This window comes from Providencia sp. PROV189 (assembly GCF_028480065.1).
In the GTDB taxonomy this organism is placed as follows: Bacteria; Pseudomonadota; Gammaproteobacteria; order Enterobacterales; family Enterobacteriaceae; genus Providencia; species Providencia stuartii.
The window spans coordinates 42,297-67,708 of record NZ_JAMPOG010000004.1; the positions used below are offsets into that span (position 1 = coordinate 42,297).

The 25,412-nt window shown below is 43.1% G+C and carries 19 protein-coding genes; 2 read left to right on the top strand and 17 right to left on the bottom strand.

Features of this window, described 5'->3' with window-relative positions; genetic code table 11:
- Nucleotides 1-209: 209 nt before the first annotated feature.
- Genes mukB through cmoM form a run of 4 tightly spaced genes read right to left on the bottom strand, consistent with a single transcriptional unit; the run spans nucleotide 210 to nucleotide 7,471 of the window.
- The gene (mukB, locus tag PR833_RS02575; RefSeq protein ID WP_004918156.1) at nucleotides 210-4,655 is read right to left on the bottom strand and encodes a chromosome partition protein MukB; all 4,446 of its coding nucleotides are present in this window, start codon (nucleotides 4,653-4,655) and stop codon (nucleotides 210-212) included.
- Nucleotides 4,652-5,380, bottom strand: coding sequence for a chromosome partition protein MukE (gene mukE, locus PR833_RS02580; protein WP_004918154.1), 729 nt, complete (start codon nucleotides 5,378-5,380; stop codon nucleotides 4,652-4,654). The genes mukB and mukE overlap by 4 nt, the downstream gene beginning before the upstream one ends.
- Complete coding sequence (gene mukF / locus PR833_RS02585; protein ID WP_004918153.1) at nucleotides 5,361-6,686, bottom strand: chromosome partition protein MukF; 1,326 nt, start codon at nucleotides 6,684-6,686, stop codon at nucleotides 5,361-5,363. The genes mukE and mukF overlap by 20 nt, the downstream gene beginning before the upstream one ends.
- Nucleotides 6,683-7,471 carry a tRNA uridine 5-oxyacetic acid(34) methyltransferase CmoM gene (cmoM, locus tag PR833_RS02590; RefSeq protein ID WP_004918152.1) on the bottom strand — a complete coding sequence of 263 codons (789 nt, stop codon included), beginning with the start codon at nucleotides 7,469-7,471 and terminating at the stop codon, nucleotides 6,683-6,685. Before cmoM ends, mukF begins: the two co-directional genes overlap by 4 nt.
- A 404-nt stretch (nucleotides 7,472-7,875) precedes the next feature.
- Here cmoM and elyC point away from each other — a divergent pair, with 404 nt between their 5' ends.
- On the top strand, nucleotides 7,876-8,703 hold the full coding sequence (elyC, locus tag PR833_RS02595; RefSeq protein WP_004918150.1) for an envelope biogenesis factor ElyC: 828 nt from the start codon (nucleotides 7,876-7,878) through the stop codon (nucleotides 8,701-8,703).
- A 71-nt stretch (nucleotides 8,704-8,774) separates the two neighbouring features.
- Here elyC and kdsB read toward each other — a convergent pair whose 3' ends face one another.
- From kdsB to seqA, 13 genes are all read right to left on the bottom strand, one after another.
- Complete coding sequence (kdsB, locus tag PR833_RS02600) at nucleotides 8,775-9,518, bottom strand: 3-deoxy-manno-octulosonate cytidylyltransferase (protein ID WP_014657931.1); 744 nt, start codon at nucleotides 9,516-9,518, stop codon at nucleotides 8,775-8,777.
- 5 nt (nucleotides 9,519-9,523) lie between these two features.
- Nucleotides 9,524-9,703 (bottom strand): Trm112 family protein, encoded by a 180-nt coding sequence (locus PR833_RS02605; protein ID WP_004918148.1) that lies wholly within the window; start codon nucleotides 9,701-9,703, stop codon nucleotides 9,524-9,526.
- 145 nt (nucleotides 9,704-9,848) lie between these two features.
- Nucleotides 9,849-10,064 (bottom strand): cold-shock protein, encoded by a 216-nt coding sequence (locus tag PR833_RS02610; protein WP_004918147.1) that lies wholly within the window; start codon nucleotides 10,062-10,064, stop codon nucleotides 9,849-9,851.
- 390 nt (nucleotides 10,065-10,454) lie between these two features.
- Entirely contained in the window at nucleotides 10,455-11,453 is a 999-nt protein-coding gene (lpxK, locus tag PR833_RS02615; protein WP_014657930.1) for a tetraacyldisaccharide 4'-kinase, read from the bottom strand.
- Nucleotides 11,450-13,195 (bottom strand): lipid A ABC transporter ATP-binding protein/permease MsbA, encoded by a 1,746-nt coding sequence (gene msbA, locus PR833_RS02620; protein WP_004918144.1) that lies wholly within the window; start codon nucleotides 13,193-13,195, stop codon nucleotides 11,450-11,452. The genes lpxK and msbA overlap by 4 nt, the downstream gene beginning before the upstream one ends.
- A gap of 35 nt (nucleotides 13,196-13,230) precedes the next feature.
- The gene (locus tag PR833_RS02625; RefSeq protein WP_249890436.1) at nucleotides 13,231-15,564 is read right to left on the bottom strand and encodes a DNA internalization-related competence protein ComEC/Rec2; all 2,334 of its coding nucleotides are present in this window, start codon (nucleotides 15,562-15,564) and stop codon (nucleotides 13,231-13,233) included.
- A gap of 613 nt (nucleotides 15,565-16,177) precedes the next feature.
- On the bottom strand, nucleotides 16,178-16,465 hold the full coding sequence (gene ihfB, locus PR833_RS02630) for an integration host factor subunit beta (protein WP_004918141.1): 288 nt from the start codon (nucleotides 16,463-16,465) through the stop codon (nucleotides 16,178-16,180).
- A gap of 55 nt (nucleotides 16,466-16,520) precedes the next feature.
- Entirely contained in the window at nucleotides 16,521-18,194 is a 1,674-nt protein-coding gene (gene rpsA / locus PR833_RS02635; protein WP_014657928.1) for a 30S ribosomal protein S1, read from the bottom strand.
- Nucleotides 18,195-18,370: 176 nt separating this feature from the next.
- Nucleotides 18,371-19,054, bottom strand: coding sequence for a (d)CMP kinase (gene cmk / locus PR833_RS02640; RefSeq protein WP_004918139.1), 684 nt, complete (start codon nucleotides 19,052-19,054; stop codon nucleotides 18,371-18,373).
- Nucleotides 19,055-19,256: 202 nt separating this feature from the next.
- The gene (aroA, locus tag PR833_RS02645; RefSeq protein WP_004918138.1) at nucleotides 19,257-20,531 is read right to left on the bottom strand and encodes a 3-phosphoshikimate 1-carboxyvinyltransferase; all 1,275 of its coding nucleotides are present in this window, start codon (nucleotides 20,529-20,531) and stop codon (nucleotides 19,257-19,259) included.
- Between the two features lie 104 nt (nucleotides 20,532-20,635).
- Nucleotides 20,636-21,724, bottom strand: coding sequence for a 3-phosphoserine/phosphohydroxythreonine transaminase (gene serC, locus PR833_RS02650; protein WP_004918137.1), 1,089 nt, complete (start codon nucleotides 21,722-21,724; stop codon nucleotides 20,636-20,638).
- Between the two features lie 300 nt (nucleotides 21,725-22,024).
- A complete protein-coding gene (pgm, locus tag PR833_RS02655) occupies nucleotides 22,025-23,659 on the bottom strand; it encodes a phosphoglucomutase (alpha-D-glucose-1,6-bisphosphate-dependent) (RefSeq protein WP_272525856.1) in 1,635 nt (544 codons plus the stop codon).
- A 61-nt stretch (nucleotides 23,660-23,720) separates the two neighbouring features.
- Nucleotides 23,721-24,269, bottom strand: coding sequence for a replication initiation negative regulator SeqA (seqA, locus tag PR833_RS02660; RefSeq protein WP_004918133.1), 549 nt, complete (start codon nucleotides 24,267-24,269; stop codon nucleotides 23,721-23,723).
- Nucleotides 24,270-24,579: 310 nt separating this feature from the next.
- Between seqA and ybfF the strand changes: the two genes are divergently transcribed.
- On the top strand, nucleotides 24,580-25,362 hold the full coding sequence (ybfF, locus tag PR833_RS02665; RefSeq protein ID WP_272525857.1) for an esterase: 783 nt from the start codon (nucleotides 24,580-24,582) through the stop codon (nucleotides 25,360-25,362).
- The last annotated feature ends 50 nt before the right edge of the window (nucleotides 25,363-25,412 follow it).

Genomic DNA, 25,412 nt, shown 5'->3' on the forward strand with positions numbered 1-25,412 from the left:
TAATTATACGAAATATAATTTATTTGGAATGCATCACAAGAATTCAGATAATAATGTCTTTTCTCTCATAAAAATGAGATTAATGTCTCATAGTGACTTTCTTATTCCGATCCAATTAACCACTATTCAGTAAATTTAACTTATGCGGATTTTTATTAAAAAAAACGGCATTATTTCTAACGCCGTTTTTAGTGACTTAAATAGGTTAATTACCCTTGAGGCAATTGTGCTTGTGAACTTGGGTTATCTTGACCAAACCCTTTTAATCCAACAACGTGTACGTGCTCTCGATTATCAAACACTTTACGAACCAATTTATAGGTCGTTCCTTTTTCAGGACTGATATTCTCAGGTGCTGCAATAATCAGCTGCATTTCTAACCGCTCACACAGCTCAAACAAGGTAGCGATAGATTTTGCATCCAGTCGAGCGGCCTCATCAAGGAACAGCAAGCGGCAAGGAATGATATCTTTTGCACGTAAGCGACGTGACTCCTCTTCCCAGCTTTGCACCACCATAACCAATATCGACATCCCTGTACCAATCGCTTCACCTGTCGATAATGCACCACTTTCCGCCTTCAACCACCCATCGGATCCGCGGTTAACTTCAACTTCAAGTTCAAGGTAATTACGATAATCAAGTAACTCCTCACCGATAGTTTGCGGTAAGCGTTGCCCCATATCGATTTGTGGGTTCAAGCGTTGATAGAGCTTAGCCATCGCCTCAGAGAAGGTTAAACGCTGGCTGGTGAACAGATCTTGATGCAATTCGCTCTCTTCTGAGAGCACCGTCAATAACAGAGAATGGCTTTCTCGAATATTGACATTCAAGCGTACCCCTTTCACCTGACCAAACGCAACGGCCTGCAAGCCTTGGTTCAACATGCGAATACGGTTCTGTTCACGCTGAATGGTCTTACGAATAATGTTAGCCACACTCTTCGAACTGATCGCCAGTTTTTGCTCACGAGCCGTTAGCTCTTCTGTTAATCGAGCCAACTCAATTTCCATTTGCTCAATCGCATCGATTGGGTCATCAGTACGAATGATATCTTGACGAATACGCTCGCGAAGATGCTGATAAACAGCAATAAAGAATTGGATCTTACGCTCTGGGCGTTTCGGATCTTCAGATAAACGCAGTACATCACGTAAATGTTCATTATCTGCTACCGCTAAACGTAACGCACCCAAAGCCTTATCCGACATTGAGCGTAAACTATCACCGTCGGTATAAGCCAATTCTCGACGGTGTAAACGCCGCTCAACACCATTGTCTTTCACCAAGCGCATGACAGCACACCAGCCAGCCTTAGCCGATACCACTTGTTCGCGCAATAGATAATAATCTTTCTCTAACTTGCGAATACGTTTTTGCAAGTTTTCCATTTCCGCTTCACATAAGGTCTGCTGTTTTTCTAGCTGGTTAATTCGGCTACGATTCGCCATGACAGATTGATGTAGCTCATCACGACGAATACGTGCACGCTCTTGCGCATCAGGATCCGCTTTAACACCAATATCCTGCATTTCTGCTTCTAGCTCTTTTAACATCTCTTGTTTGGTATCAAACGAGCTGCGAAGCGACGCTAAAACTTGATTGAATTGTGCTGATTGTGATTGCTGCTGACGTAACTGCTCACGAGCGCGGCTTCTTTCATTTTCAGCTTGCTCTAAGCGTTGGCGGAGTTTTTCGTTAAGGTCGGCATTCTCATTCACCATCCCCGTCGAATCACTGTAGCTAAAATGGGCGCGACGCTGCACCACTTCCACCAAGGCAAAGGCCTGTTGTTTCGCGATTTGCTGACTATGTTTCGCGTTCTCATAGTCTTGACGTAGCTGATCATGTTGCTCAGGGTCGCTCAATAACGCGGTAACGATAGGCTCTAGTTTTGCTAACGCCTGACCATGTTTATTTAAGAAATGGGCAGCTTCTTCTGCTTCTGAAAGCTCATCTCGAATTTCGTCAGCGCGATCCGCTAGCGTTTCATCCATCAATAACCCAACTAAAGGTAATAGTCGGTTTAATGCAGATAGAGACTCTTTACCCATTGCAAACTGTTGGCGCTGTTGCTGAGTTTGCTCTTCAAACTGAGCCAAATTACGCTCTATCTCAGTACGTTTTTGGTTTAAGGTGCGGATTTCGGCTTCAGGGTCGGCTTCAAAAGCTACCGAAATATGTTGACCAATAAAACGACTAAAAGCTTGATGTGCACGTTGAATTTTTTGTACGTCAAACGAGAGCGTTGCGTAGCGTTCAGCTAAGTTATCACGCTCTAGTGTCAATGCTTCTAAGCGTGTTTCACGGGCTGCTCGGCCAAATAAGGGCACTTCCGGATAACGAGAAAAACGCCATTGCCTATCTGACGAGCGTACTAATACCGCATTTTCAAACTCTTCTGCATCGAAAACACTGTCATCGAAGGATTGGGGATCCCCTTCAATAAAGTAAACATCTTCTGGGCAATCTTGCAACGTTTCTAATTGGCTGCGCACCACCGAAAGGTCTTGAACAACAATCCCATTTCGAGCAGGACCATACAGCGCCGAGAAATAAGGGGCATCTTCAATGGTGATATCGTCGTAGATTTCCGATAACAACACCCCACCAAAACGTTCTGCAAGGGCAAGTAAACGGCTATCTTCCGCACCACTAGGTTGACTGAGGCGCTCAATTTGTTTCTCTAATTCGCGACGTTGGCTCGCCACCTCGTCACGCTCAACGGTGATTTCCCTTTCCTGTTCAAGCAGTTGCTGCATGTACTCTGTAACAGCACCACTTGATTCAAATGATTGTTTGGCTTGTTCGTTAAGCTGAGTCAACGCTTCTTGTGCCATTAACCATGCAGGCGCTTTAGCCGTTAATACTTGAATGCGTTGACGAATTTGCTCAAGCTCTTGGCGCATCTGCATACGACGTTCGCCGCTTTCGTTGACACCAACACTTAATTCTTCTTGCTGCGCTTCCAACTCGGCCATTAGGCCATCTAATTCATCTGGCTCATAGCTTTTGTTATGTCGCTTACAAAATTCGTTTAATAAGCGCTCTGCATTTTGCTGACTGTCTAAGCGTTGTTGTAATTCAGCGAGTTGCATGCGTAATGGTTGCACTCGCTCTGCCAAATGTTGCTGTGAAGACCAATCGCGTAATAGCGCCCTTGCTTGCTGGTAAGCCTCGCTACGACTGACTTCACCTACCATACTTTTAACAAGTTGGTACGCTTGCTCAAACTGACTGTGTGCCGCATCCGCAACACTGATTTTTTGCTCTAATGTCAGTAACGCTTCTGTGGCCTGCTGCTCGCGAGCTTCAAAGGTTTCTAACCACTCGTCTGCATTTTCTATTGATAAGTCAGGTAATTGGCACAATTCACGCGCCCGAGTCAGTGCCTGCAATGCTTGCTGATATTGAATAGCTCGGGTTTGCTGGACATCAAGCGCCTGCTGATAATCAGCCAACTGGCTTTTTAATTCATCAACTTCAATTTCAGCCGCTTCAGCACGTGCTTCAAACTCTTCTTGGCGCTCTGTCGCCTCAGCAACCACTTCCGACTGCTCTTCAAGACGGAAAGTCAGCTCTTCAATATCGGCTTGGTAGCGATCGATTTTCTCTTGCTGACGCAATGCCGTCTGAACAAGGTTTAAATGGTCATTTGCAGCCTGATAATCAGCCTCTAAATCAGACGATGCATTATTTTGTTCGTTCAATTCGCGGGCAATTTCAACGCTACGAACTTGCTCTTGCCTCAACTGCTTACGGCTCGCCAATAGTTCACTACGCGCTGCCATTGCTGAATCAAGGTGAATACGTCGTTCATTGGAGTGACGCATATAATCGGCTGACACATAATCTGTAGCTTGGCTGATCAGATGTTTGAATAAATCACGATCCGATTGGGTTACGCGGATGGCTTCTAGTGTCAGGCGGTTTTCACGTAGCGCAGCTTCCATGTCTTGGAAAGCCTTACGTACTCCACTGTTTTCTGGCAATAAATAATCACGTAGCGAGCGAGTGATGGCACTAGAGATCCCGCCATACAATGACGCTTCAATCAGACGATAATATTTGCTACGGTCACTGGCTGAACGTAAACGCTTCGGTAAAACACCGAGTTCAAACAGGACTGAATGGTAATCCGTGATTGAGTTGAATTGCTTAAAGTGGAGGCCTTCTTGCTGTTCTAAACGCTCTTTTAATTCGTTGAGAGCGATAACTTTTGCTTGGCGCCCATCCACTATTTCGGTCAAAACTTCGGTCGGTACTGTCGCGATTGGCACACCTTGGATCATGAAAGGTTTAATATCGACTTTCTTATCACGACCCGCAACCTGTTGCAGCCTCACCCCAACAATGACGCGCTGATGTTTAGAGTTCAAAACATCCAAAACAGCATAACAGACCCCCGGGCGTAGCTTACCGTGTAAGCCTTTGTCGCGTGAACCTGTTGTTGCCCCTGCTTCGGTGGTATTACGGAAGTGCAGCAAGGTGAGATCGGGGATCATTGCGGTAATAAATGCCGCCATCGTTGTTGATTTACCTGCACCATTTCCCCCTGACAGCGTGGTCACCAGCTCATCAAGGTCAAAAGTACGCGCAAAAAAACCGTTCCAGTTAATCAGCGTCAGTGAGCGAAACTTCCCGCGTTCAATCATACTTGTTCATCCTCATCACTCTCAGCCGCATCTTGGTCTTCGTCTGTCTCTTCATCTTCACTATCCTGTAAGGATAACCCTTCTTCGAGGGAGATGGCCTCACCGTCACGGATCATACGTAATTGGGCTTCTTGAACGTTATCACCACTACGAACGTCAGCACCGAAACGGAATACTGATTCAGAAATAATAAATCTGTTCGAGTCGTTTTGAATAAAATGTACCATGCCTAAACGACGTAAGCGGTTCAGGGAGGTTCTCAGCTTTTCTTGTAGCTTTTGTTTATCCAAATCAGAACCGGTTGAGCGTTGATTAACAAATTTCAATAATTTGCTTTCATCCGCCAACGATAGTAGCTCTTCAAATAGCTCTTGGGCGGTAAAAATGCCTTGGTTAGTCAATCGTTCAGGACTTAAGTAGAGATAGCAAAGAATTTTCCCTACCATCATATCCAGCTCAGATAATACCGAGCGTGGGATCAAAGTTGTTGAACGGGGACGTAAATAGAAAAAGCCTTCCGGTGCCCGAATCAGTTCCACATTGTAGCGTGCATAAAATTGCTCTAACACCTCTTGAAAGTCCATCAAGAAGGCATGGTTATCAAGGTCATCAATACTAATATGACGCCCTGAACGCAATTGACTATCTAGCTCTGGGAAAATGGGGTTGGCCAATGCCTGAGCCAGTTTAACTGGCATAAATTGTTCAATATTTGTCGATGACATGTGCCTGCACCTTGGCTCCGTAATCATTAATTGCTAGCCACTCTGACGGCAATCCCGCCAAATCAGCCTCTGCGATACCTAATTTAACAGCCTGATCAATAATAATGCGTGTCACATCAAAGTGACGTTTCTGTGGATACTGCTTTAAGTACTCTTGTACGACTCGGGCAACATCCAGTGGCTGTTTTTCGCGTTTATAGAATGCCAGTTCCGCTTCCATAAGCTCGGCTAACCGATCGTTCACCTCGCTAAACTCTTCAAATTCAAGGTCTGGAGGCAATTCCCCCATCACCTCTTCATCGTTCAAGGCTAACTCTTCGTCACGCATATCAAATAGACGGTCCGCATTCGCGTAAGTCAGCGCCCATGGGCTATCGAGATATTGTTGAACGGATTGGCGTAAACGCTGCGAGAAAATACGGTTTTTATCCATATCAATTGCAGTACGGATAAATTTATGGACATGGCGGTCGTAACCAATCCAGAGATCGATAGATTGTTGACCCCAACTAACAATGCGGTCTAATTTGTTTTGCAAATCGTAAACTAGCCTATCCACCATATCGGAAAAGACTGGCGCATTCATATTCGCTTCTTGAATACGTAATAAATTCGCCTGTAATTTATCTCCGGCGGCTTCTAACGTATCCTGAAGCTCTCGCAATGTACCGGATGTCTCTGATAACAGCTGTTCACAGTTTGCGATAGCGGCCTGCCAATCTTGGTTGAGTAATGCCGCAATATCTTCTTTGATACTATTTTGCTGCTCATCCATCACGCGCTGAGATAAATCAATGCTGTCGAATATTTCAGCCACTGAATATTTCAGGGGGGCGAATACAAAACGGTGCCAATAAAATTCATCGCCGCCTTCTTCGGCTGCCTCTGCTGCCCTTTGTAGCTCACCTGCCACAATGGATAGCTGCATAGACAACCTTAATGTAGAAAACTCACGCTGACGAATGTAGTAGTCGCTTATTCCAATACCAAGTGATGTCAAACGGTAAATGGCGTTACCTTCTGTAATATCACTGGTAAAACGGTTAAATATTTTCTGGCGAACCATATCATTGATGGCGTTGTTCGCCCTGACAGATAATGATTCCGTGGTCTGTTCAAAACCTTTACACACTTCACGGAATGCATCAATCAACTCCCCTTCATTCATTTCACCGTTAACGCGTTCGCTGTTTAATACCGCAACCGCCAGCAAGAAAGCTAAGCGCTCTGGAGGCAGTGAAATCGAAAAATCATTTTTTCGTGCCCAGGACACGAGTTCAGGGACGGTCTGGGAAAAATCACTCATAAATCGTCCTTTATTATTGGTTTTCGTGCCATGACATGAATATAACGTCCCATGCTGATGTAGGGTTCCTGACGACAATATTGTTGTTCTAAAGCCAAAAGCGCCGGAAAATCTTTTTGCTGTAACTGCCGACTTTGCAGGTAGTCATGAAAGACTCTGACGCCACTTTTGCCAATAATCTCCATTTTGCAATCAGACAACCATTCATCGACTTGTTGTGGTAGTAATGGATTTTGTGGCGATAATGAACGTTTACGTCGACGTTGGATATGCGGTGTAGCAAGATGAAAATTACCTAAAATCGCGTTTCGCATTACTAAACCATTTGCATTATAGAACATGACAGAAAATACGCCTTCTGGCCTAATTATATCTACCAACTGTTCAATTGCATATTTCTGTTCACTAATCCATTCAAGTACCGCATGAAATAGCACTAAATCAACCGTACCTTCAATATGTTGGCGAATATCTTGAACGGCACAATGAATAAAACGCATATTTTCGCTAATCCCTTGTTCTTCGGCAAGTTCATTAGCGCGTTCAAGCATTTCTTCGGATAAATCGCAAAGTATGACCTGATGTCCCATTGCCGCCAGTTTGCGCGAAAAGTGACCTTCACCACCGCCTGCATCTAAGATACGCAATGTTTGCCCATTAAACTGAGATAAAATCAATTGGGTTAGATCTTGCCAAACAACCGCTTCGCGTATTTTACCTTTTGTCGTGCCATAGATATTTTTTGCAAATTTATCAGCAATATCATCAAAGTTGCGGTCTACCATGTATTATCCGGTACTCTTTAAATTAGCCATTCATGCCTGTTAACACAACGCCACCTTCCCAGCAAATGTTAAAATCAGCCAGTTCTTATTTCGCCGTTAATGAAATAAGATCAAATCCAGAATATGATTCAATATTAATTCGGCTAAAATAACGCTGTACATCTGCTTGATGTTTAAGGCTGCTGAAACCTAAATGATATACGCTCAATAACTCGATGTGCAGGGTTTGAACCGCTAGGAGCATCGATAGCTCTGTGACTCGTGCGAATGAGTGTAGTCAAAAATACAGCAACTTGAAGTATGACGATTATAACAGATAACGGCCTTATTTTGGCATAGTGCGGTCCTGAATTCAGCAATCAGAACAATTAATTGACGATAAACTCCAAAAAATAGGTTCACTTATGCTATTTCTTTTAAAAAAATACTTGGGCGCCTTACTTATGCCGCTCCCTCTACTGCTGCTGATCGGGTTTATCGGCCTTATATTGCTGTGGTTTACACGCTGGCAAAAGAGTGGCAAGGCCTGTGTATCCATGAGCCTTATTGTTATTGCCCTTTTAGGATTGCAGCCTATTTCCGACAGTCTACTTGCCCCTGTTGAAGGGAATTTCGATAAACGCTATGAACTGATCACAGAAAATCCCCCCGAGGATGTTCACTATATTGTCGTGCTCGGTGGTGGGTTTACCTATAATCCAGATTGGAGCCCGAGTTCTAACTTGCTCAACAATAGCCTGCCTCGCGTCACTGAAGGTGTCCGTTTATACCTAAAATACCCAGGAAGTAAGCTTATTTTTACAGGAAGCAAAGCGAATAGCACTATCAGTAGTGCAGAAGTTGCGGCCATGGTTGCTCAGTCACTTGGTGTACCTGCTAGCGATACGATTGCATTAACAGAGCCAAAGGATACGCAAGAAGAAGCATTTGAAGTGGAAAAAATAATTGGGAAAGAGCCGTTTTTGCTGGTGACCTCGGCGAACCACTTACCAAGAGCCATTTCCATGTTTACAGCACGCGGCATGCAGCCTATTCCTGCCCCTGCAAACCAATTGGCCATCAAAAGTGCACTCAATCCGTGGGAAAAATATTTCCCTTCCGCATTCTATTTTAGCCATAGCGAACGGGCTTGGTATGAATTAATCGGCTCTATTTGGTTTTATTTAAAGCCAGATAACACCGAAGCACTAGAAACCCCCATTTTAACGCCTGAGGCCATAGAAGCAGAATAAATAGAACAATAAAAAAGGTGTGGCTCAGAAATGAGTACACACCTTATATGGCTACCGATATTTATCGGTGCTTATTTAAATTGCTTTCTTACTAGCTCGAGATCTTCTGGAGTATCTACACCAGCACCCGGTGCTTTTTCAGCCACTGCCACATGTATTTTTTCGCCATACCAAAGCACTCTTAACTGCTCTAGCATTTCGATTTTCTCTAATGGGCTGGCTTCCCATTTAATATAACGACGAATAAACCCTGCGCGATAAGCGTAGATCCCAATATGACGTAAGAAATGATCACCGATAGCATTTTGGCTAACGGCGAATTTATCTCTATCCCATGGAATGGTCGCTCGAGAAAAGTAGAGCGCATAACCTTCATGATCTGTCACTACTTTTACCGCATTTGGATTAAAGGCTTCTTGAGCATCATGAATAGGCACTGCCAATGTTCCCATCTGCGCTTGGCTACCTTGAAGGTTCCTTGCAACTTGGCTAATGATTTCAGGTGGGATCAAAGGCTCATCACCTTGTACATTCACAATGATTTCGTCGTCCGCAAAGCCATAGGTGTCAATGACCTCTGCTAAACGCTCTGTTCCTGATTGGTGGTTAGGATCAGTCATACAAGCTTCACCGCCTGCTTGGATAACTGCATTCGCAACGTCAGGGTGATCGGTCGCCACAACGACACGTGACGCCCCTGACTTAATGGCTTGCTCCATGACTCTGACAACCATCGGTTTGCCATGGATATCAGCAAGGGGTTTCCCCGGCAGTCGAGTAGAAGCATAACGAGCAGGAATAATAACAGTAAACATAATGATTACTGCCCTTCGTCTAATGCAACTTTGCGAGCTTCACTTTCCAACAAAACAGGAATGCCATCACGGATAGGATAGGCAAGGTGATCGAATTTGCAAATCAGTTCAAGGTTTTCTTTGTTGTAACTTAATTTGCCATGACAGATAGGGCATGCAATGATTTCAAGTAAACGGTGATCCATGTTTTCTCCCAAATGGATTTAACTCACTTCGGGTCAGGATAACACAAGCCGATATCACCGTTAACTTTAATCTTTTTGAATACGCTCTCCTGCGAGAAATTGAGAGGATAGAGGTGCAGGAGAAACGGTACTGTTAATGATTTAATTAATAAGCAATAACGTCAGCAGCCGTTATGCCATCTGAATTGCGAGTAACAGAAAACTCGACATTTTGACCTTCAAATAATGATTTGATTTTTTTATTTGCAATTGATTTACGTGTAACAAAGATATCATCACCGCCATTTATTGGTGAAATGAATCCATAACCCTTATTTGCATCAAACCATTTAACTCGACCCATATGTAATTGAAAATTCATATTAAAACTCCTTTTGTTCTGAGAACAATAATTCTATTTATTGTTGTACTATTACTCTTTACACGTTATACCCCATGATAAATTGCCGATTTATTAAAACGCTTTAAGAGCAAGTAAACGATTACTACCGGATGTACTGTTGTTATTAATCTGTACACACTATTAAATTAACGGTCTTTCGCATACCAATCATCCACTGTAACTTAACAGCCTATTTTGACATTGAGATGACAAAACTGATGAATAAACGTGGAAACTGCGAGGAAATAGAGACGAACTCAGTTGACCGTGAATAAATCAAATATAGATACTCATTATTAATGAATTACATTTATATACATAATAAAGAGATCTACATCACGTTGGAGATATTATTATCACAGTAAATGTTTAAAGACAAGTTTTTTTATAGCGCTCTACCGTGTTTTTGATCTCACTGAGGATCTTTGCTTCCCCTGACGCATCGAAAGAAGCGTCCACAGGCAGATACCACCAATTGGCTTGGGCGAAGGATTGGCATTTTACTGCGTCTTTTTCGGTCATTAGCAGGGGTTCATTATTAGGTGTTAATGCTAACAGAGAGTGTTGTTGATACGGCTGATGATCTGCAAAAGCATGCGTTTGCACCAATTCTAACCCTTTTTTTTCTAAGGAGGCGAAAAAGCGAGGAGGATGACCTATGCCAGCCATAGCAACCACCGTTTTAAGTTCACTCACTGCACACTTTTCACCACTGAGTAAATTAACGGCAATATCCCCTTCTAATGCCATAGCGACTTCATTAGCGTTTGCTTGCCCACCATTAACGATGACGGCATTCACACTCGTTAAACGCCCCGCTCTTTCACGCATTGGCCCAGCGGGTAACCACCAGCCATTGCCAAAACGGCGTTGACCATCAATCACAACGATTTCGTAGTCTCTCGCTAACGCATAATGTTGCAAACCATCATCGGTGATGATCACGTCCAACTCATGGTTTTCCAGTAATGCTTTCACCGCCTCACTGCGTTTGGGGGCCACCGCGACAGGCGCTTTGGTTCGGTAGTGAATTAAAATAGGTTCATCACCGGCTTCAGCCGTTGTCGTCGTTGATGAAATCACTAGTGGATAGTGATCTGCTTTTCCACCATATCCCCGAGAAACCACACCAACGCGGTAACCTTCCCGAGTTAATGCTTCTACTAGCCAAATAACGACAGGCGTTTTACCATTCCCCCCTGCCGTTAAATTGCCAACAACGATTACTGGAACTGGTGCCTTCCAAGAACGGAATAACCCAGCTTGATAACTTATACGCCTAACTAACGCGATCGCCCCATACAGCAGCGAGAACGGCAGTAGTAAGATATAAAGCCATGACTGACCAGCCCAGATTTTTTCTATCATTGGCTAAACTGTATTTTATGTAGTTGAGCATAGGCCCCCTCTAGCGCTAATAACGCTTTATGGTTGCCACGTTCGATAATGCGACCATCTTGAACAACTAAAATTTCATCCGCATTTTCAATGGTTGATAAACGGTGAGCAATCACAAGAGACGTTCTATTTTTTTGCAGTTCGTCCAGTGCTGCTTGAATAGCTCTTTCTGATTCAGTATCCAATGCAGACGTTGCTTCATCTAGGATCAAGATAGGGGCGTCACGCAACAGTGCGCGAGCAATGGCAATACGTTGGCGTTGCCCCCCCGAGAGCATCACACCATTTTCCCCAATCACCGTATCTAAACCTTTATCCAGTTTCGCGATAAAGTCCATCGCATAAGCCATTTCTGCGGCTTTCTCAATTTGCTCGCGGCTAAAACGCCCATCCGTTGCATAAGCAATATTGTTTGCAATGGTATCATTAAACAAATACACATGCTGTGAAACCAGAGCCACTTGGTTACGCAATGACTCAAGGGTATATTCCCTAATATCATGCCCATCAATACGGATAGAGCCTTTATCGATGTCATAGAAACGCGTAATCAAATTGGCAATGGTTGATTTCCCTGAGCCTGAACGCCCAACCAAGGCCACCGATTTACCTGCTGGTAAAGTAAATGAAATATCATCTAATGCAGGATGTTCTTTAGTTGCATAAGTAAACGTGACATTTTCAAATTCAATATCACCTTTCACATTAGATAATACTTTGGTTCCCTCGTCTTTTTCTTGTTCAGTATCGAGAATAGAGAATAGTGTTTGGCATGCTGCCATCCCACGTTGGAACTGAGAGTTAACGTTAGTGAGCGATTTCAATGGGCGCATTAAAGCAAACATAGAAGAGAAAACAACGGCGATTGTCCCCGGTGATAACTGTTCACGAATTTCAGGGAAACTTGCCGCATACAGAACGAACGCTAATGCAAAAGAAGCAATCAATTGAATAATCGGGTCTGAAATTGCCGAAGCAGTGACCATTTTCATTGATTGGCTACGCATATTATTGCTGACTTTATTAAAGCGCTCAGTTTCAACTTTTTGTCCGCCAAAAATTAAAACTTCTTTGTGCCCTTTTAACATTTGTTCAGCACTAGCCGTAACATGCCCCATCCCCGTTTGCATATTTTTACTGATCTTACGAAAACGCTTAGAGACGATGCGGATTGTAATAGAGACGATTGGCGCGATAACAATCAAAATGAGGGAGAGTTGCCAGCTATAGTAGAACATCATCGCAAACAAACCGATGATATAGGCACCTTCACGAATAATGGTAATTAATGCACCTGACGATGATGCCGCCACTTGCTCTGAGTCATAAGTGATACGTGATAAGAGGGTCCCTGTAGATTGCTGATCAAAAAAGCTGACAGGCATTCCCATCATATGGCCAAATAGCTTACGGCGCATACTCATTACAACTTGCCCAGAAACCCACGAAACACAGTAGGTTGAAACAAAGCTAGATGCACCACGAACAATAATTAGACCTAACATAGCGAGAGGAAGCCATTTTAAAACGTCATTATCCGCTTTCTCAAACCCTTCATCGAGTAAAGGCTTTAATAAAGAAATCATAAACGCATCCCCTGCTGCGTTGATGACTAGAGCGATAGCTGCAACAAATAAGCCTGCTTTAAACGGCGAAATAGTAGGCCATAACCGGCGAAACGTTTGTCGTGTCGAAAGGTCTTTATCAATCATGTTTTTATTACCAAACTTAATGTAAGCGCACTATTCTACTCGGGAAATGGCGGATCACCAAACCAGAGATGATACCATCTAGGGTACATTTCGATTCGATAGCGCAAAATGTTTAACTTTTCTCTTTTAAACCAGATGGTTACCTGACCTGACTCCGCTGTATTAATCCATTTAATATTATTATTTTTGTACCGTAAGTACACTTTATCTGACGGTATTTTCCAAGGACTGTATCTTGCTGAAGAGACTAATACCGTTGTTGGTGAAATTGTTCTAATGAATAGTGACGTTGATGACGTATTGCTGCCATGATGTGGCGCAAAAACAATGTCCGCATTTAATCGATGTTTATATAGTGCGGTAATTGCTTGCTCACCCTGCTTTTCGATATCACCTGTTAGTAAGATTTTATGGTAGCCATCGGTTAACATGATCACACAAGAATCATCATTATGAGACTTTTCAGCAAGCTTTTCAGGCCAAAGCACTTCAAAGTGCAGCTCTCCCCATTGCCAACGTTGACCTTTAGAGCAAGGAAGATGTTGCCCCCCTCCAAAACTGCTTCGCACATTTAACCAAGGGTATTGTTTTTTTAGAAATGGCACTCCGCCTATATGGTCAAGGTGCTTATGGCTTAGAATAAGGCCTATCGGGATAATCCCTTTTCGTTTTAAGTATGGAATGATCTGTTTTTGGGCGTTACTTCCTCCTTGCCAACGATTACCTGTATCATATAAATAGGAGACGCCTTTTTGCTGTATTACAACGGCTAAACCATGACCAACATCCAGAGTGGTTAAGCTCCATCCTTGCTCTACTGATTTATCAACCGCACTTTCAGTGCCGATGCACAATGCACTAAAACAGCCTAATAACCCAATATAGGTTCGATGCCAGCCAAATGAAATAAATACACCAATCAACCAGCAGAATATAGAAACCCACAATGAAACGGACTGTAGCTCCATCCAAAAATCACTGAGATACGCTAATGGATTTATTCCTATTGAAATAATGCTATCAATTAACTGCAAAATAAAATGATGGATTGCAGCACTTGGAAACAGATATAGCAGAAATGAGAGTAAGATAAGCGGTACAACCAACCAAGAAACAATAGGAACCAACCAGAGGTTTGCCCAAAAGCTCATAAAATTGATCCCTTGAAATAATCCCATTTGTATTGGTGCTAATAAGATCAATAAACCCGTTTGTAAATGCACGAAAGGAATTAACCAACCAAGGACTTTTGTATGCTGTGTAGAAGATGATACAGAAAATAACTTGAACCAATACAGTATCGCCAATACCGCAAAACTGGATAACCAAAAGCTGTCAGATAGCATAGCTAAAGGGTCTGCAAGCACAATCAAACCAATGCTCCATACCGCCCATTGCCATGAAAAATAGAGGCTCTTTTGCTGTTTGATATAGATCCACAACCCCAATGCAATTAAAGCACGTGTCGCTGGAATAGCGAAACCGGAGACCCATCCATACAGAAAAGCAAAAATGCCTCCAAATATAATAGGTATTTTGGGGCTAATAACGTAGCTGGGAAGCAAATACAGTAAGCACCGAGCAAGCCAATAGCCTAGTAAATAAGATAGCCCGATGTGCAAACCGGATATGGCGATAAGGTGGCTCACACCTGTACTTTGTAATAGTGTGGATAACTCAGGCGTTAATAATGTGCGCTCACCAAACATTAAAGCATAAGTAATCGCAGCATTTTTTAATGAAAGAATTTCTTCCTTATAAAAATCTATTACCCTCTGCCGCACAGAGCAGCGAGAGTCGATCATTGTTGTTTGGGTGTTTTTTAATTTACCAATAATACGTTGTGATAGGCTATAACGTTGTTGGTCAAAGCCCCCTTCATTTAAGGATGCATGTAACGGTTTTAATAGGCTATTAAGTTGCCAAGTTTGCCCCGCACAAATAGTAACACCTGACCGATGTTTCACTTGCCATACCGCATATAATGGCGGAAACACGGTGACTCCAGCAACTTTATTAATTCTGACTTTAATGTTTTCTTTTTCTTTATTAAATAGTGGTACGCTGATAATAGTAACGTCTAATAATTGGTACTTTTTTGACAGTAGGTTTATTTTCTCAATAACATCATTAGCGTGCCAACATGCCCACAAAAATGCGATAGCTATTAATAGAAAAAACTTCAGATAACGATGTGCTTTTATAAATAACAAAAATAGAAACAAGATACCTGAAATAATGAATGAATTATTTATTGTGGGGATATGATGAATAAATAAAATCGGTAATGTGCCAATAAATATCGCGATCGCCGCTAAAGTATAGGAAAGTGATCCTCCCCGAAATAGTGTCAGTATACTGCCATACATTTCCTCACCTCTTAGTGCGCCACATGAATGAGCACCATAACGAGGCTTACCCTTTTCTGGAAAACATGAATATCAGCGATACGAGCTGCTTCCTAATACTTGATGATATCACTCAATCATATTTTTTTATTTAGGAGGGGCTTCGCAAAACTATTTTGTTTTTATTGTTAATTTAAATAATTATTGAGAGAGAGTATCGCCGCTTGGATTAAATTAAAAGTGAGTGATATCGTTGTCTATATAGCTTCGTCTATCTCGATTTTAGCTAAGCTAAATATCAACAGCCTATATAATCTAACTACCTAAGTGAGTCACTCATGTTCAGGTAACTTGTGTCTGCATTCCAAGCCATTGCTATACCATAACCAGTTTTATTACGCTCCTAACCTATGGTGCTCTATTTTTTAGCCATTAGCAGATTGCTCCAGCCCTACGACAACACTTAAAACGTTTTCCTGCGAGTCAGATAAGCAATTAAGCAGCTCACGGCCCCCTTTACTGAGCGTGTCGTTTTAGCCAGAAACGCTATCAATACGTTAAAGACCCCCAATAAAAAAACGGTGCTGTGAAACACAAGCACCGTTTTGAACTAATAATTAAGATTTACAATCAATTATTGACCATAAATATTTACACGGTCACGTAATTCCTTACCTGGTTTAAAGTGAGGAACGTATTTACCTTCCAACTCCACTTTGTCTCCAGTTTTTGGGTTACGCCCAACACGCGGAGCACGGTAGTGAAGAGAAAAACTGCCGAATCCGCGGACTTCTATACGTTCACCACCAGCCAGAGTATCTGCCATATGTTCGAGAATTTCTTTAACAGCATCCTCGACCGTTTTTGCTGACAGATGAGATTGCTGGCTAGCCAGTCTTTCGATTAACTCAGACTTGGTCATAGTACCTCCCTAAACTACCGTTACGAAGGGGTAACGCCTGTTACCCCTACCTTAATTATTCGCCTTTAGCTGCTTTGAAAGCTTCAGCCATTGCGTTGTTACCGAAGCTAGTATCTTCTTGCTTGTTCACAGTAGCGATAGCGTCTTTTTCATCAGCTTCGTCTTTTGCACGAACAGACAGGTTGATTACACGGTTTTTACGGTCAACACCAGTGTATTTAGCTTCAACATCATCACCAACTTTCAGAACCTGTGTTGCATCTTCAACACGGTCACGAGAAGCTTCTGATGCACGTAGGTAACCTTCAACGCCCAGAGTCAGCTCAACAGTTGCACCTTTAGCATCAACTGCGATAACTTTACCAGTTACGATTGCGCCTTTCTTGGTTGCTGCTAAGTAGTTATTGAATGGATCTTCAGCTAACTGCTTAACGCCCAGAGAGATACGCTCACGTTCTGCGTCGACTTGCAGAACAACGGCTGCGATTTCGTCACCTTTTTTGTATTCACGAACTGCTTCTTCGCCTGCAACGTTCCAGGAGATGTCAGACAGGTGAACCAGGCCATCGATGCCGCCTTCCAGACCGATGAAGATACCGAAGTCAGTGATTGACTTGATTTTACCTTCAACACGGTCACCTTTGTTGTGAGTTTCTGCAAATTGCTGCCATGGGTTCGCTTTGCATTGTTTCAGGCCTAGAGAGATACGACGACGTTCTTCATCGATATCCAGAACCATAACTTCAACAACGTCACCAACGTTAACAACTTTAGATGGGTGGATGTTTTTGTTAGTCCAATCCATTTCTGAAACGTGAACCAGACCTTCAACGCCTTCTTCGATTTCGACGAAGCAACCATAGTCAGTCAGGTTAGTTACGCGACCAGTCAGTTTAGTACCTTCTGGATAACGTTTAGCGATTGCAACCCAAGGATCTTCGCCCAGTTGTTTCAGACCCAGAGAAACACGGGTACGCTCACGGTCGAATTTCAGAACTTTAACTGTGATTTCATCACCAACATTGACGATTTCGCTTGGGTGTTTAACACGTTTCCAAGCCATATCAGTGATGTGCAGCAGGCCATCAACACCGCCCAGATCAACGAATGCACCGTAGTCAGTAAGGTTCTTAACGATACCTTTAACTTCCATGCCTTCTTGCAGATTTTCGAGCAGTTGATCGCGTTCTGCGCTGCTTTCAGATTCAATTACAGCACGGCGAGAAACAACAACGTTGTTGCGTTTCTGATCCAGCTTAATAACTTTGAACTCTAGCTCTTTGCCTTCCAAGTGGGTTGTGTCACGAACTGGACGAACGTCAACCAGTGAACCTGGTAAGAACGCACGGATACCGTTCAGTTCTACAGTGAAACCACCTTTTACTTTACCGTTGATAACACCGGTTACAGTCTCAGCTTCTTCGTAAGCTTTTTCCAGCATCAGCCATGCTTCGTGGCGTTTCGCTTTCTCACGAGAAAGGATAGTTTCACCGAAACCATCTTCAACTGCATCCAGAGCTACGTCGATTTCGTCGCCAACTTGGATTTCTAGCTCACCCTGAGCATTTTTGAATTGTTCTACTGGGATAGCAGATTCAGATTTCAGACCTGCGTCAACCAGAACAACGTCTTTATCGATGGCAACAACAGTACCACGGACGATAGAACCAGGACGGGTTTCAATATTCTGCAGGGATTCTTCAAAGAGTTGAGCAAAAGATTCTGTCATATTAATGATCTTCAAGAGTTTTAAATTAACGTCCATTCAGCTTCCGGCCAAATGGGGTTGTTTTACATACCCCACAACTTTCCTTGTCATAAGGTGATTACCATGTTAAGCGAAAAAATCAACATAGTATTAGATGCGTATACTATCTACATTATAAGCTAAAATACAGCCAATTATTAAGATAATTGCAGAATTTTTTTCGCGTAGGCTTGTGCTTTTTCAATGACTTCCTCAATTGACATACTTGTGGAGTCCAAAATCAAAGCATCCTTCGCGGCAACTAAAGGTGCAACCGAACGGTTACGATCACGATAGTCGCGTTCTTGTATTTCGGTTAAAAGTCGTTCAAAGTTAACATCAAACCCTTTTTCCTGCAACTGCTTCATGCGCCGATGAGCGCGCTCTTCTGCGGAAGCGTCAAGAAAAATTTTGACGGGAGCGTCAGGAAAAACAACGGTTCCCATATCACGACCATCTGCAATCAAACCAGGCATCGCTCTAAATGCGCGTTGCCGGCGTAATAGCGCTTCCCTTACACGCGGAAAAGCCGCTATTTGCGAGGCGGTTTTACCCACATCTTCCGTGCGAATTTGATTTGAAACATCTTCGCCTTCTAAAATCACTTTTAACTGGTTTTCTTCTGGCACAAAGCGTACATCTAGGTTTGCCGCTAAAGGTACTAACGCATCTTCAGACTGAATGTCTACATGATGATGTAAAGCCGCTAATGCGAGAACACGATAAATCGCACCAGAATCTAAGAGTTGCCATCCAAACTGGTTTGCCAGCGCTTGGCATAATGTACCTTTACCAGCACCACTTGGTCCATCAACGGTTATTACAGGGGCAATTGCCACCATAAAAGGTCTCCTTCTCTGCACGTGGTTTCACCACCTGCAATTAAAATCTGTAGTGGTATTATACCTACTCGACGATTTTGTGAAATAAGCAGGTTCTGATGAGTCGCAGAAAAATGGTTATGCAGATATATAAATGGCGGCTAATTATAGATACTGACTGACATTGCCTCAATGCAAAGTCAGTCAGTCGAATGATTAAAATTTAGCTCAGACGGGCTAATTGTTGGAAGTAATCTGGGAATGTTTTTGCCGTGCACCCTGGATCTAAAATCGTAACAGGGGTATCAGACAAGGCAACGAGCGAAAAACACATAGCAATTCGGTGATCGTTATAGGTTTCAATTTCAGCATGCTGTAATTGCGCTGGCGGAACAATACGGATGAAATCGTGCCCCTCTTCGACTTCAGCACCGACCTTACGCAGTTCAGTCGCCATAGCATACAGTCTATCCGTCTCTTTCACGCGCCAATTATAGATATTACGGATCACCGTTTCCCCTTGCGCAAACAGTGCCACAGTACCAATGGTCATCGCCGCATCTGGGATAGCGTTCATGTCCATATCGATTCCGTTTAACGTACCTCGTTGGCATTCAATAAAGTCATCCCCCCAACGAATTGTTGCCCCCATTTTCTCCAGTACATTGGCAAACTTGGTATCGCCTTGGAGACTATTACGACCAATACCTGTCACTCTGACAGTACCACCTTTAATAGCTGCCGCGGCAAGAAAATAGGATGCTGATGACGCATCACCTTCGACTAAGTATTCACCGGGTGATTGATACTGCTGTTGCCCTTTAATAACAAAGCGTTGATATTGGTGATTATCCACTTCAACGCCAAACGTGGCCATCAAGGCTAAGGTGATATCGATATAAGGTTTTGAAACCAATTCACCTGAGATAGTAATGATTGTCTCTTTCTCAGCCAACGGCGCGGCCATCAAAAGTGCGGTCAAAAATTGGCTAGAGACAGAGCCATCAACCGATATTTCACCACCAGAAAAACCACCACGTAAGCGAAGGGGCGGATAATTTTCTTGTTCTAGGTAATCAATCGTAGCGCCACCTTCACGTAAAGCATCAACTAAATGCCCTATTGGGCGCTCTTTCATGCGAGGCTCGCCTGTTAACACAATATTGTTATTCGCTAACGACAATGCTGCGGTCAATGGGCGCATTGCCGTACCCGCATTACCCAGAAAAATTTCCAGTTCGTCAGTATGGCATAACCGCCCACCGACTCCTTGAACACGACAACGTGTTTTATCTTCAGACAATTGGTAATTAACACCAAGCTGGCTTAATGCATTCAGCATATGGCGAATATCATCACTATCCAGTAAGTTTGTCAGTAACGTTGTGCCATTAGCCATAGCCGCTAATAACAGCGCTCGGTTCGATACACTTTTAGACCCTGGCAGGTTGATCGTTCCGTTAATTGAAGAGATAGGTTGTAATGTCAGGGATTGCATAAAGCGCAGGTTCTCCAGTACTGTTTGCCTAATTATTTATTATCGTTTTCAAAAATGAAGATAGTTAAACCCGACCCAATGCGCGGATTAGGTCGGGAAGATGATTATGCGTGGCGACGTTCAAAGTCTGCCATGAAATCAACAAGTGCTTGGACACCGGCTAATGGCATCGCATTGTATATTGATGCACGCATCCCACCTGAAACGCGGTGACCTTTTAGTGACAATAGCCCTTGTGCTTTCGCTTCTTCAAGGAATTTGTCATCCAACGCAGGATTTTGCATTTGGAAAGGTACGTTCATCCAAGAACGGTTTTCGACCGCAACGCGGTTAATATAAAATTCACTATCATCGATTGCGTTATACAACAATTGTGATTTTTCATAGTTGCGTTTTGCCATTTCCTGCAAGCCGCCCTGCTCTTTCAACCACTTAAATACCATACCTGACAAATACCAAGCAAAAGTCGGCGGTGTATTAAACATCGAGTCATATTTTGCTAGGGTTGTATAATCAAATATTGAGGGTGTCTGCTTTGAAGCTTTGCCCAAGAGATCTTCACGGATAATAACAATGGTAAGACCCGCTGGACCAATATTCTTTTGTGCTCCTGCATAAATCACGCCATAACGGCTAATATCAATAGGTTTAGACAGAATCGAAGATGAATAGTCCGCAATGATCACTTTGTCTTTCGGGAAATCAGGTTCTTCATGGATAGCTAGGCCATCAATAGTTTCATTAGGGCAATAGTGAACATAAGCCGCATCTGAGCTTAATTGCCATTCGCTCATCGGTTTCACACCCACAACACCGTCTTTTTCTTGTTTGACTTGGATAATGTTAGGAGTGCAATATTTTTGTGCTTCTTCTGCCGCAGATTCCGCCCAATAGCCACCAACAATATAGTCTGCCGTGGTTTTATCGCCCAACAGATTCAGCGGTAATGCAGCGAAATGACCGCGAGCACCACCATGGCAAAATAGTACTTTATAATTTTGCGGAATATTTAATAAATCACGTAAATTTTGCTCTGCTTCCTCCGCTATCGCAATAAAATCCTTGCCGCGATGGCTAACTTCCATAACAGAAACGCCTAAGCCTTTCCAGTTACAAAATTCCTGTTCAGCACGACGCATGACTTCAACAGGTAGCATGGCAGGACCCGCACTGAAATTATAAACCTGACTCATTGATTTCACCCTATCTTCAATTTCAACAATGTTTGTTAAATTAACTCAGTAACTATGGTTGTATCATCACCTGTCACTTGCTGCAACGGTTATTGTCGAGTTGATGGGAAATACGATAAGTTGAATTTATTGATAAAAAAAGAGAGGAATTTTGTTAATCCCGTCACAACAAATACCACCACAATATTATGAAGCGATAGTGGACGAATAAAAAATATAATCCCGATTATGGCCTGTTTTGCATAATCGGGATTTGAAAATATTTTGCTCTAGCCAGTTAGGCAATAATGATACGGCTGATTAAGCAATAACCTTATTCACAATCTCTATTGCTTCTTGTTCAATTTGGCGTAAATGCTCTTCGCCACGGAAACTTTCACAATAGATTTTGTACGCTTCTTCCGTGCCGGATGGACGAGCGGCAAACCAACCATAATCGGTCATGATTTTTAGCCCACCAATAGAAGCGCCATTACCCGGTGCCGTCGTTAAACGTTGAGTGATCTTATCGCCCGCTAAAGAGTCCGCAGTGACCATCTCTGGCGACAACTTACTGAGTTTCGCTTTTTGCTCATGGGTGGCTTTGGCTTGAATACGACTATAAATAGGCGCACCAAATTTTTCGGCGAGTTTGTTATAACGTTGCTGAGGGTTTTCCCCTGTCACCGCAGTAATTTCTGCCGCTAGCAAACATAAAATGATACCGTCTTTATCTGTCGACCAAGGTGTGCCATCAAATTTAAGGAAAGACGCTCCGGCACTCTCTTCGCCGCCGAAACCCAATTTTCCGTTAAACAAGCCATCGACGAACCATTTAAAACCAACGGGTACTTCGACAAGTTCACGTCCAATATCGGCAACAACACGGTCAATCATGGCACTTGAAACGAGTGTTTTCCCGACAGCGACCTCTTTCCCCCATTGTGGGCGATGCTGGAATAGGTAATCGATCGCAACCGCAAGGTAGTGGTTTGGATTCATTAACCCTGCTGGGGTGACAATACCATGACGGTCATAATCAGGGTCGTTGGCGAATGCTAAGTCAAACTTTTCTTTCATCCCTAATAGGCCAGCCATCGCCCAACGCGATGAGCAATCCATGCGGATCACGCCATCATGATCAAGCGGCATAAAACGGAATGTTTGATCTAATTGATCATTCACCAGTTCAAGATCTAATTGATAATATTCAGCAATCTTGCGCCAATATTCGATGCCAGAACCACCGAGTGGGTCGACACCTAATTTTAAACCTGCTTTTTGAATCGCCTTCATATCCACCACTTCACCCAGTGCGGCGACATAAGGCATGACTAAATCTTGTTCGGTGACATAACCACTGACCAGCGCATCTTCAAAAGAAATACGCCTAACACCCGTAAGGCCGTTTGCAAGTAATTGATTTGCTTGCTTTTCGATAACCGATGTTAAATCGGTATCAGCAGGACCACCATTTGAGGGATTATATTTTATACCGCCATCTTCCGGTGGGTTATGAGAAGGTGTAATGACAATTCCATCCGCAACATCTTGATGGGATTGATTATAACTGATAATCGCATGGGATATGGCAGGCGTCGGAGTAAACCCGTTATCGGCTTGGATAACCACATTGACTTGGTTTGCAGCTAACACCTCAATAACCGTAATAAATGCCGCTTCAGACAACGCGTGGGTGTCTTTGCCGACAAAGCATGGCCCTGTTAGCCCTTGCTTTTTACGTAAATCAGCAACCGCTTGAGCAATAGCAAGAATATGATTTTCGTTGAAATTTTTCCTACTTGCACTGCCTCGATGCCCCGATGTTCCAAACTTCACTGCATGTTCAGGGTTACCGACTTGTGGTTTTAGTTGATAATATTGAGCGGTTAGTTGTGCAACATTAATCAAATCTTTCTGAAACGGAAGCTGCCCTGCGCGTTCATGTATTGTCACTTGTTATCTCCCAATGCACTGGTGCCTTATTTGTGACACCAGCGATGCCTCAATTTTTCGATTAGATAGTATTACAAACTTTCTCAATCACATTGGCAGGGAACTGCATTTCCTGCATGATTGCTTCAACCATGCTGCGTTTGCGATTGGTATTTGTGTTGGTGATCACCCAAAATGGCGTTCCCGGAATATGCCGAGGTTTTGACTGCTTACCTGCGGCTAACAGTGTTTGCTCATCGCCAGCAAAATAGACACGCGTACGACCATGCATTGACTCTGTCGCATTAGCAAAAACAGTGGCGTCTAAGCTATAGAGTGTCGATAAAATTAGCATAAAGCGGTCGATGGCTTTGCTTTTTTCTGCATAAGCATCAGAGAGTAAAAGCTCCCTCATCACCCTAACTGGATTTTGCGGCGTAATGGCTGTTTTTTTTGTCTCGACCGCCTGCTGCGGCGGCTGTTCGTTGCCGAGTTCTTTAACGACTTGTACTGGCTGACCGGACTTTAAATTTAACATACGGCGCAAAATATCCGATGCACTTTCACCGATATGCAGTGTGTGGCTGGCAATATAGCGGTAAAGCTCTTCATCAACTTCTATCGTTTTCATTTTTTCCCAGTACTTTTTTAACTAAAATTTGCGTTGGGATTATAAGATAGATTTCAAGAAAACAAAACAATTAAAATTTCAATAACTTAAAGTAAACAGCACACTAAGTTCAACGATATTTCAGTAAGTTATCATCTGATTGGTGGTTTTATGTTTAATCAGAAAAAAATACAATAATGAGAAGAATGAGACCTTAATATTCCATTTATTCTTTTATTGATAGCATTGAATAATTAATCGACCCGTTTGGATTTTGCTAATGTACATGCCATCATATCGTTAAAGAAGATAAATAAGCTGAAAATGAACTATGACAAACCTGCTAAACCATACTATTCATAAACCTGAAGCTCCGGTATCGTCTCCCCCTGTCGTGCTGATCCACGGATTATTTGGTGATCTCAATAATCTCGGTGTATTAGCCCGCGATTTACAAAAATATTTTGTCACCATCCAAATTGATGTCAGAAACCATGGCGACTCATTCCGTGCCACGACAATGGAATATCGCCAAATGGCACAAGATGTCATGACACTCTTACAATCCCTTGGATATGAAAACGCCATTTTGATTGGTCACTCCATGGGCGGGAAAATTGCGATGGCAGCAACCGAAATTGCCCCTCATTTCGTAGAAAAAGTTGTGGCTATTGATATGGCGCCTGTCGCTTATCAAGTTCGCCGCCACGATACCATTATTGCGGCTCTCGAAGCGGTGACCCACGCTGGCGTCAAAAGCCGCCAAGACGCGACGGTCGTCATGCGCGAATACCTTGATGAAGAGAGTGTCATTCAGTTTTTACTCAAATCATTCCGCCAAGGCGAGTGGAAATTTAACCTGCCTGCCATCAAAGAAAACTATGAGTTTATTATTGGCTGGGAAACCGTTCCGGCTTGGGATAAACCTGTTCTATTAATCCCCGGCGGTAACTCCCCTTATGTGCAAGCCGAATATAGAGAAGAGATTGCCGCACAGTTCCCAAATGCGAAAGCATGGGTCGTCGCGGATGCAGGGCATTGGGTTCATGCAGAGAAACCAGATCATGTACTTAGAGCCATACACCGTTTCTTAGATTTGCCCGAATACCAATAAATTCAAGCTTTATTTATAATGAAGGGGATATATAACCCTTCATTATAAAC

Excerpts from the sequence above, each read along its gene's own strand:
- msbA (WP_004918144.1), bottom strand. The coding sequence starts at position 13,195 with ATGATTGATAAAGACCTTTCGACACGACAAACGTTTCGCCGGTTATGG.
- PR833_RS02625 (WP_249890436.1), bottom strand. The coding sequence starts at position 15,564 with ATGTATGGCAGTATACTGACACTATTTCGGGGAGGATCACTTTCCTAT.
- elyC (WP_004918150.1), top strand. The coding sequence starts at position 7,876 with ATGCTATTTCTTTTAAAAAAATACTTGGGCGCCTTACTTATGCCGCTC.
- cmk (WP_004918139.1), bottom strand. The coding sequence starts at position 19,054 with ATGGTGGCAATTGCCCCTGTAATAACCGTTGATGGACCAAGTGGTGCT.
- seqA (WP_004918133.1), bottom strand. The coding sequence starts at position 24,269 with ATGAAAACGATAGAAGTTGATGAAGAGCTTTACCGCTATATTGCCAGC.
- kdsB (WP_014657931.1), bottom strand. The coding sequence starts at position 9,518 with ATGTTTACTGTTATTATTCCTGCTCGTTATGCTTCTACTCGACTGCCG.
- rpsA (WP_014657928.1), bottom strand. The coding sequence starts at position 18,194 with ATGACAGAATCTTTTGCTCAACTCTTTGAAGAATCCCTGCAGAATATT.
- PR833_RS02610 (WP_004918147.1), bottom strand. The coding sequence starts at position 10,064 with ATGAATTTTCAATTACATATGGGTCGAGTTAAATGGTTTGATGCAAAT.
- aroA (WP_004918138.1), bottom strand. The coding sequence starts at position 20,531 with ATGCAATCCCTGACATTACAACCTATCTCTTCAATTAACGGAACGATC.
- PR833_RS02605 (WP_004918148.1), bottom strand. The coding sequence starts at position 9,703 with ATGGATCACCGTTTACTTGAAATCATTGCATGCCCTATCTGTCATGGC.
- mukE (WP_004918154.1), bottom strand. The coding sequence starts at position 5,380 with ATGTCATCGACAAATATTGAACAATTTATGCCAGTTAAACTGGCTCAG.
- lpxK (WP_014657930.1), bottom strand. The coding sequence starts at position 11,453 with ATGATAGAAAAAATCTGGGCTGGTCAGTCATGGCTTTATATCTTACTA.
- mukF (WP_004918153.1), bottom strand. The coding sequence starts at position 6,686 with ATGAGTGATTTTTCCCAGACCGTCCCTGAACTCGTGTCCTGGGCACGA.
- ihfB (WP_004918141.1), bottom strand. The coding sequence starts at position 16,465 with ATGACCAAGTCTGAGTTAATCGAAAGACTGGCTAGCCAGCAATCTCAT.
- mukB (WP_004918156.1), bottom strand. The coding sequence starts at position 4,655 with ATGATTGAACGCGGGAAGTTTCGCTCACTGACGCTGATTAACTGGAAC.
- cmoM (WP_004918152.1), bottom strand. The coding sequence starts at position 7,471 with ATGGTAGACCGCAACTTTGATGATATTGCTGATAAATTTGCAAAAAAT.
- ybfF (WP_272525857.1), top strand. The coding sequence starts at position 24,580 with ATGACAAACCTGCTAAACCATACTATTCATAAACCTGAAGCTCCGGTA.
- serC (WP_004918137.1), bottom strand. The coding sequence starts at position 21,724 with ATGAGTCAGGTTTATAATTTCAGTGCGGGTCCTGCCATGCTACCTGTT.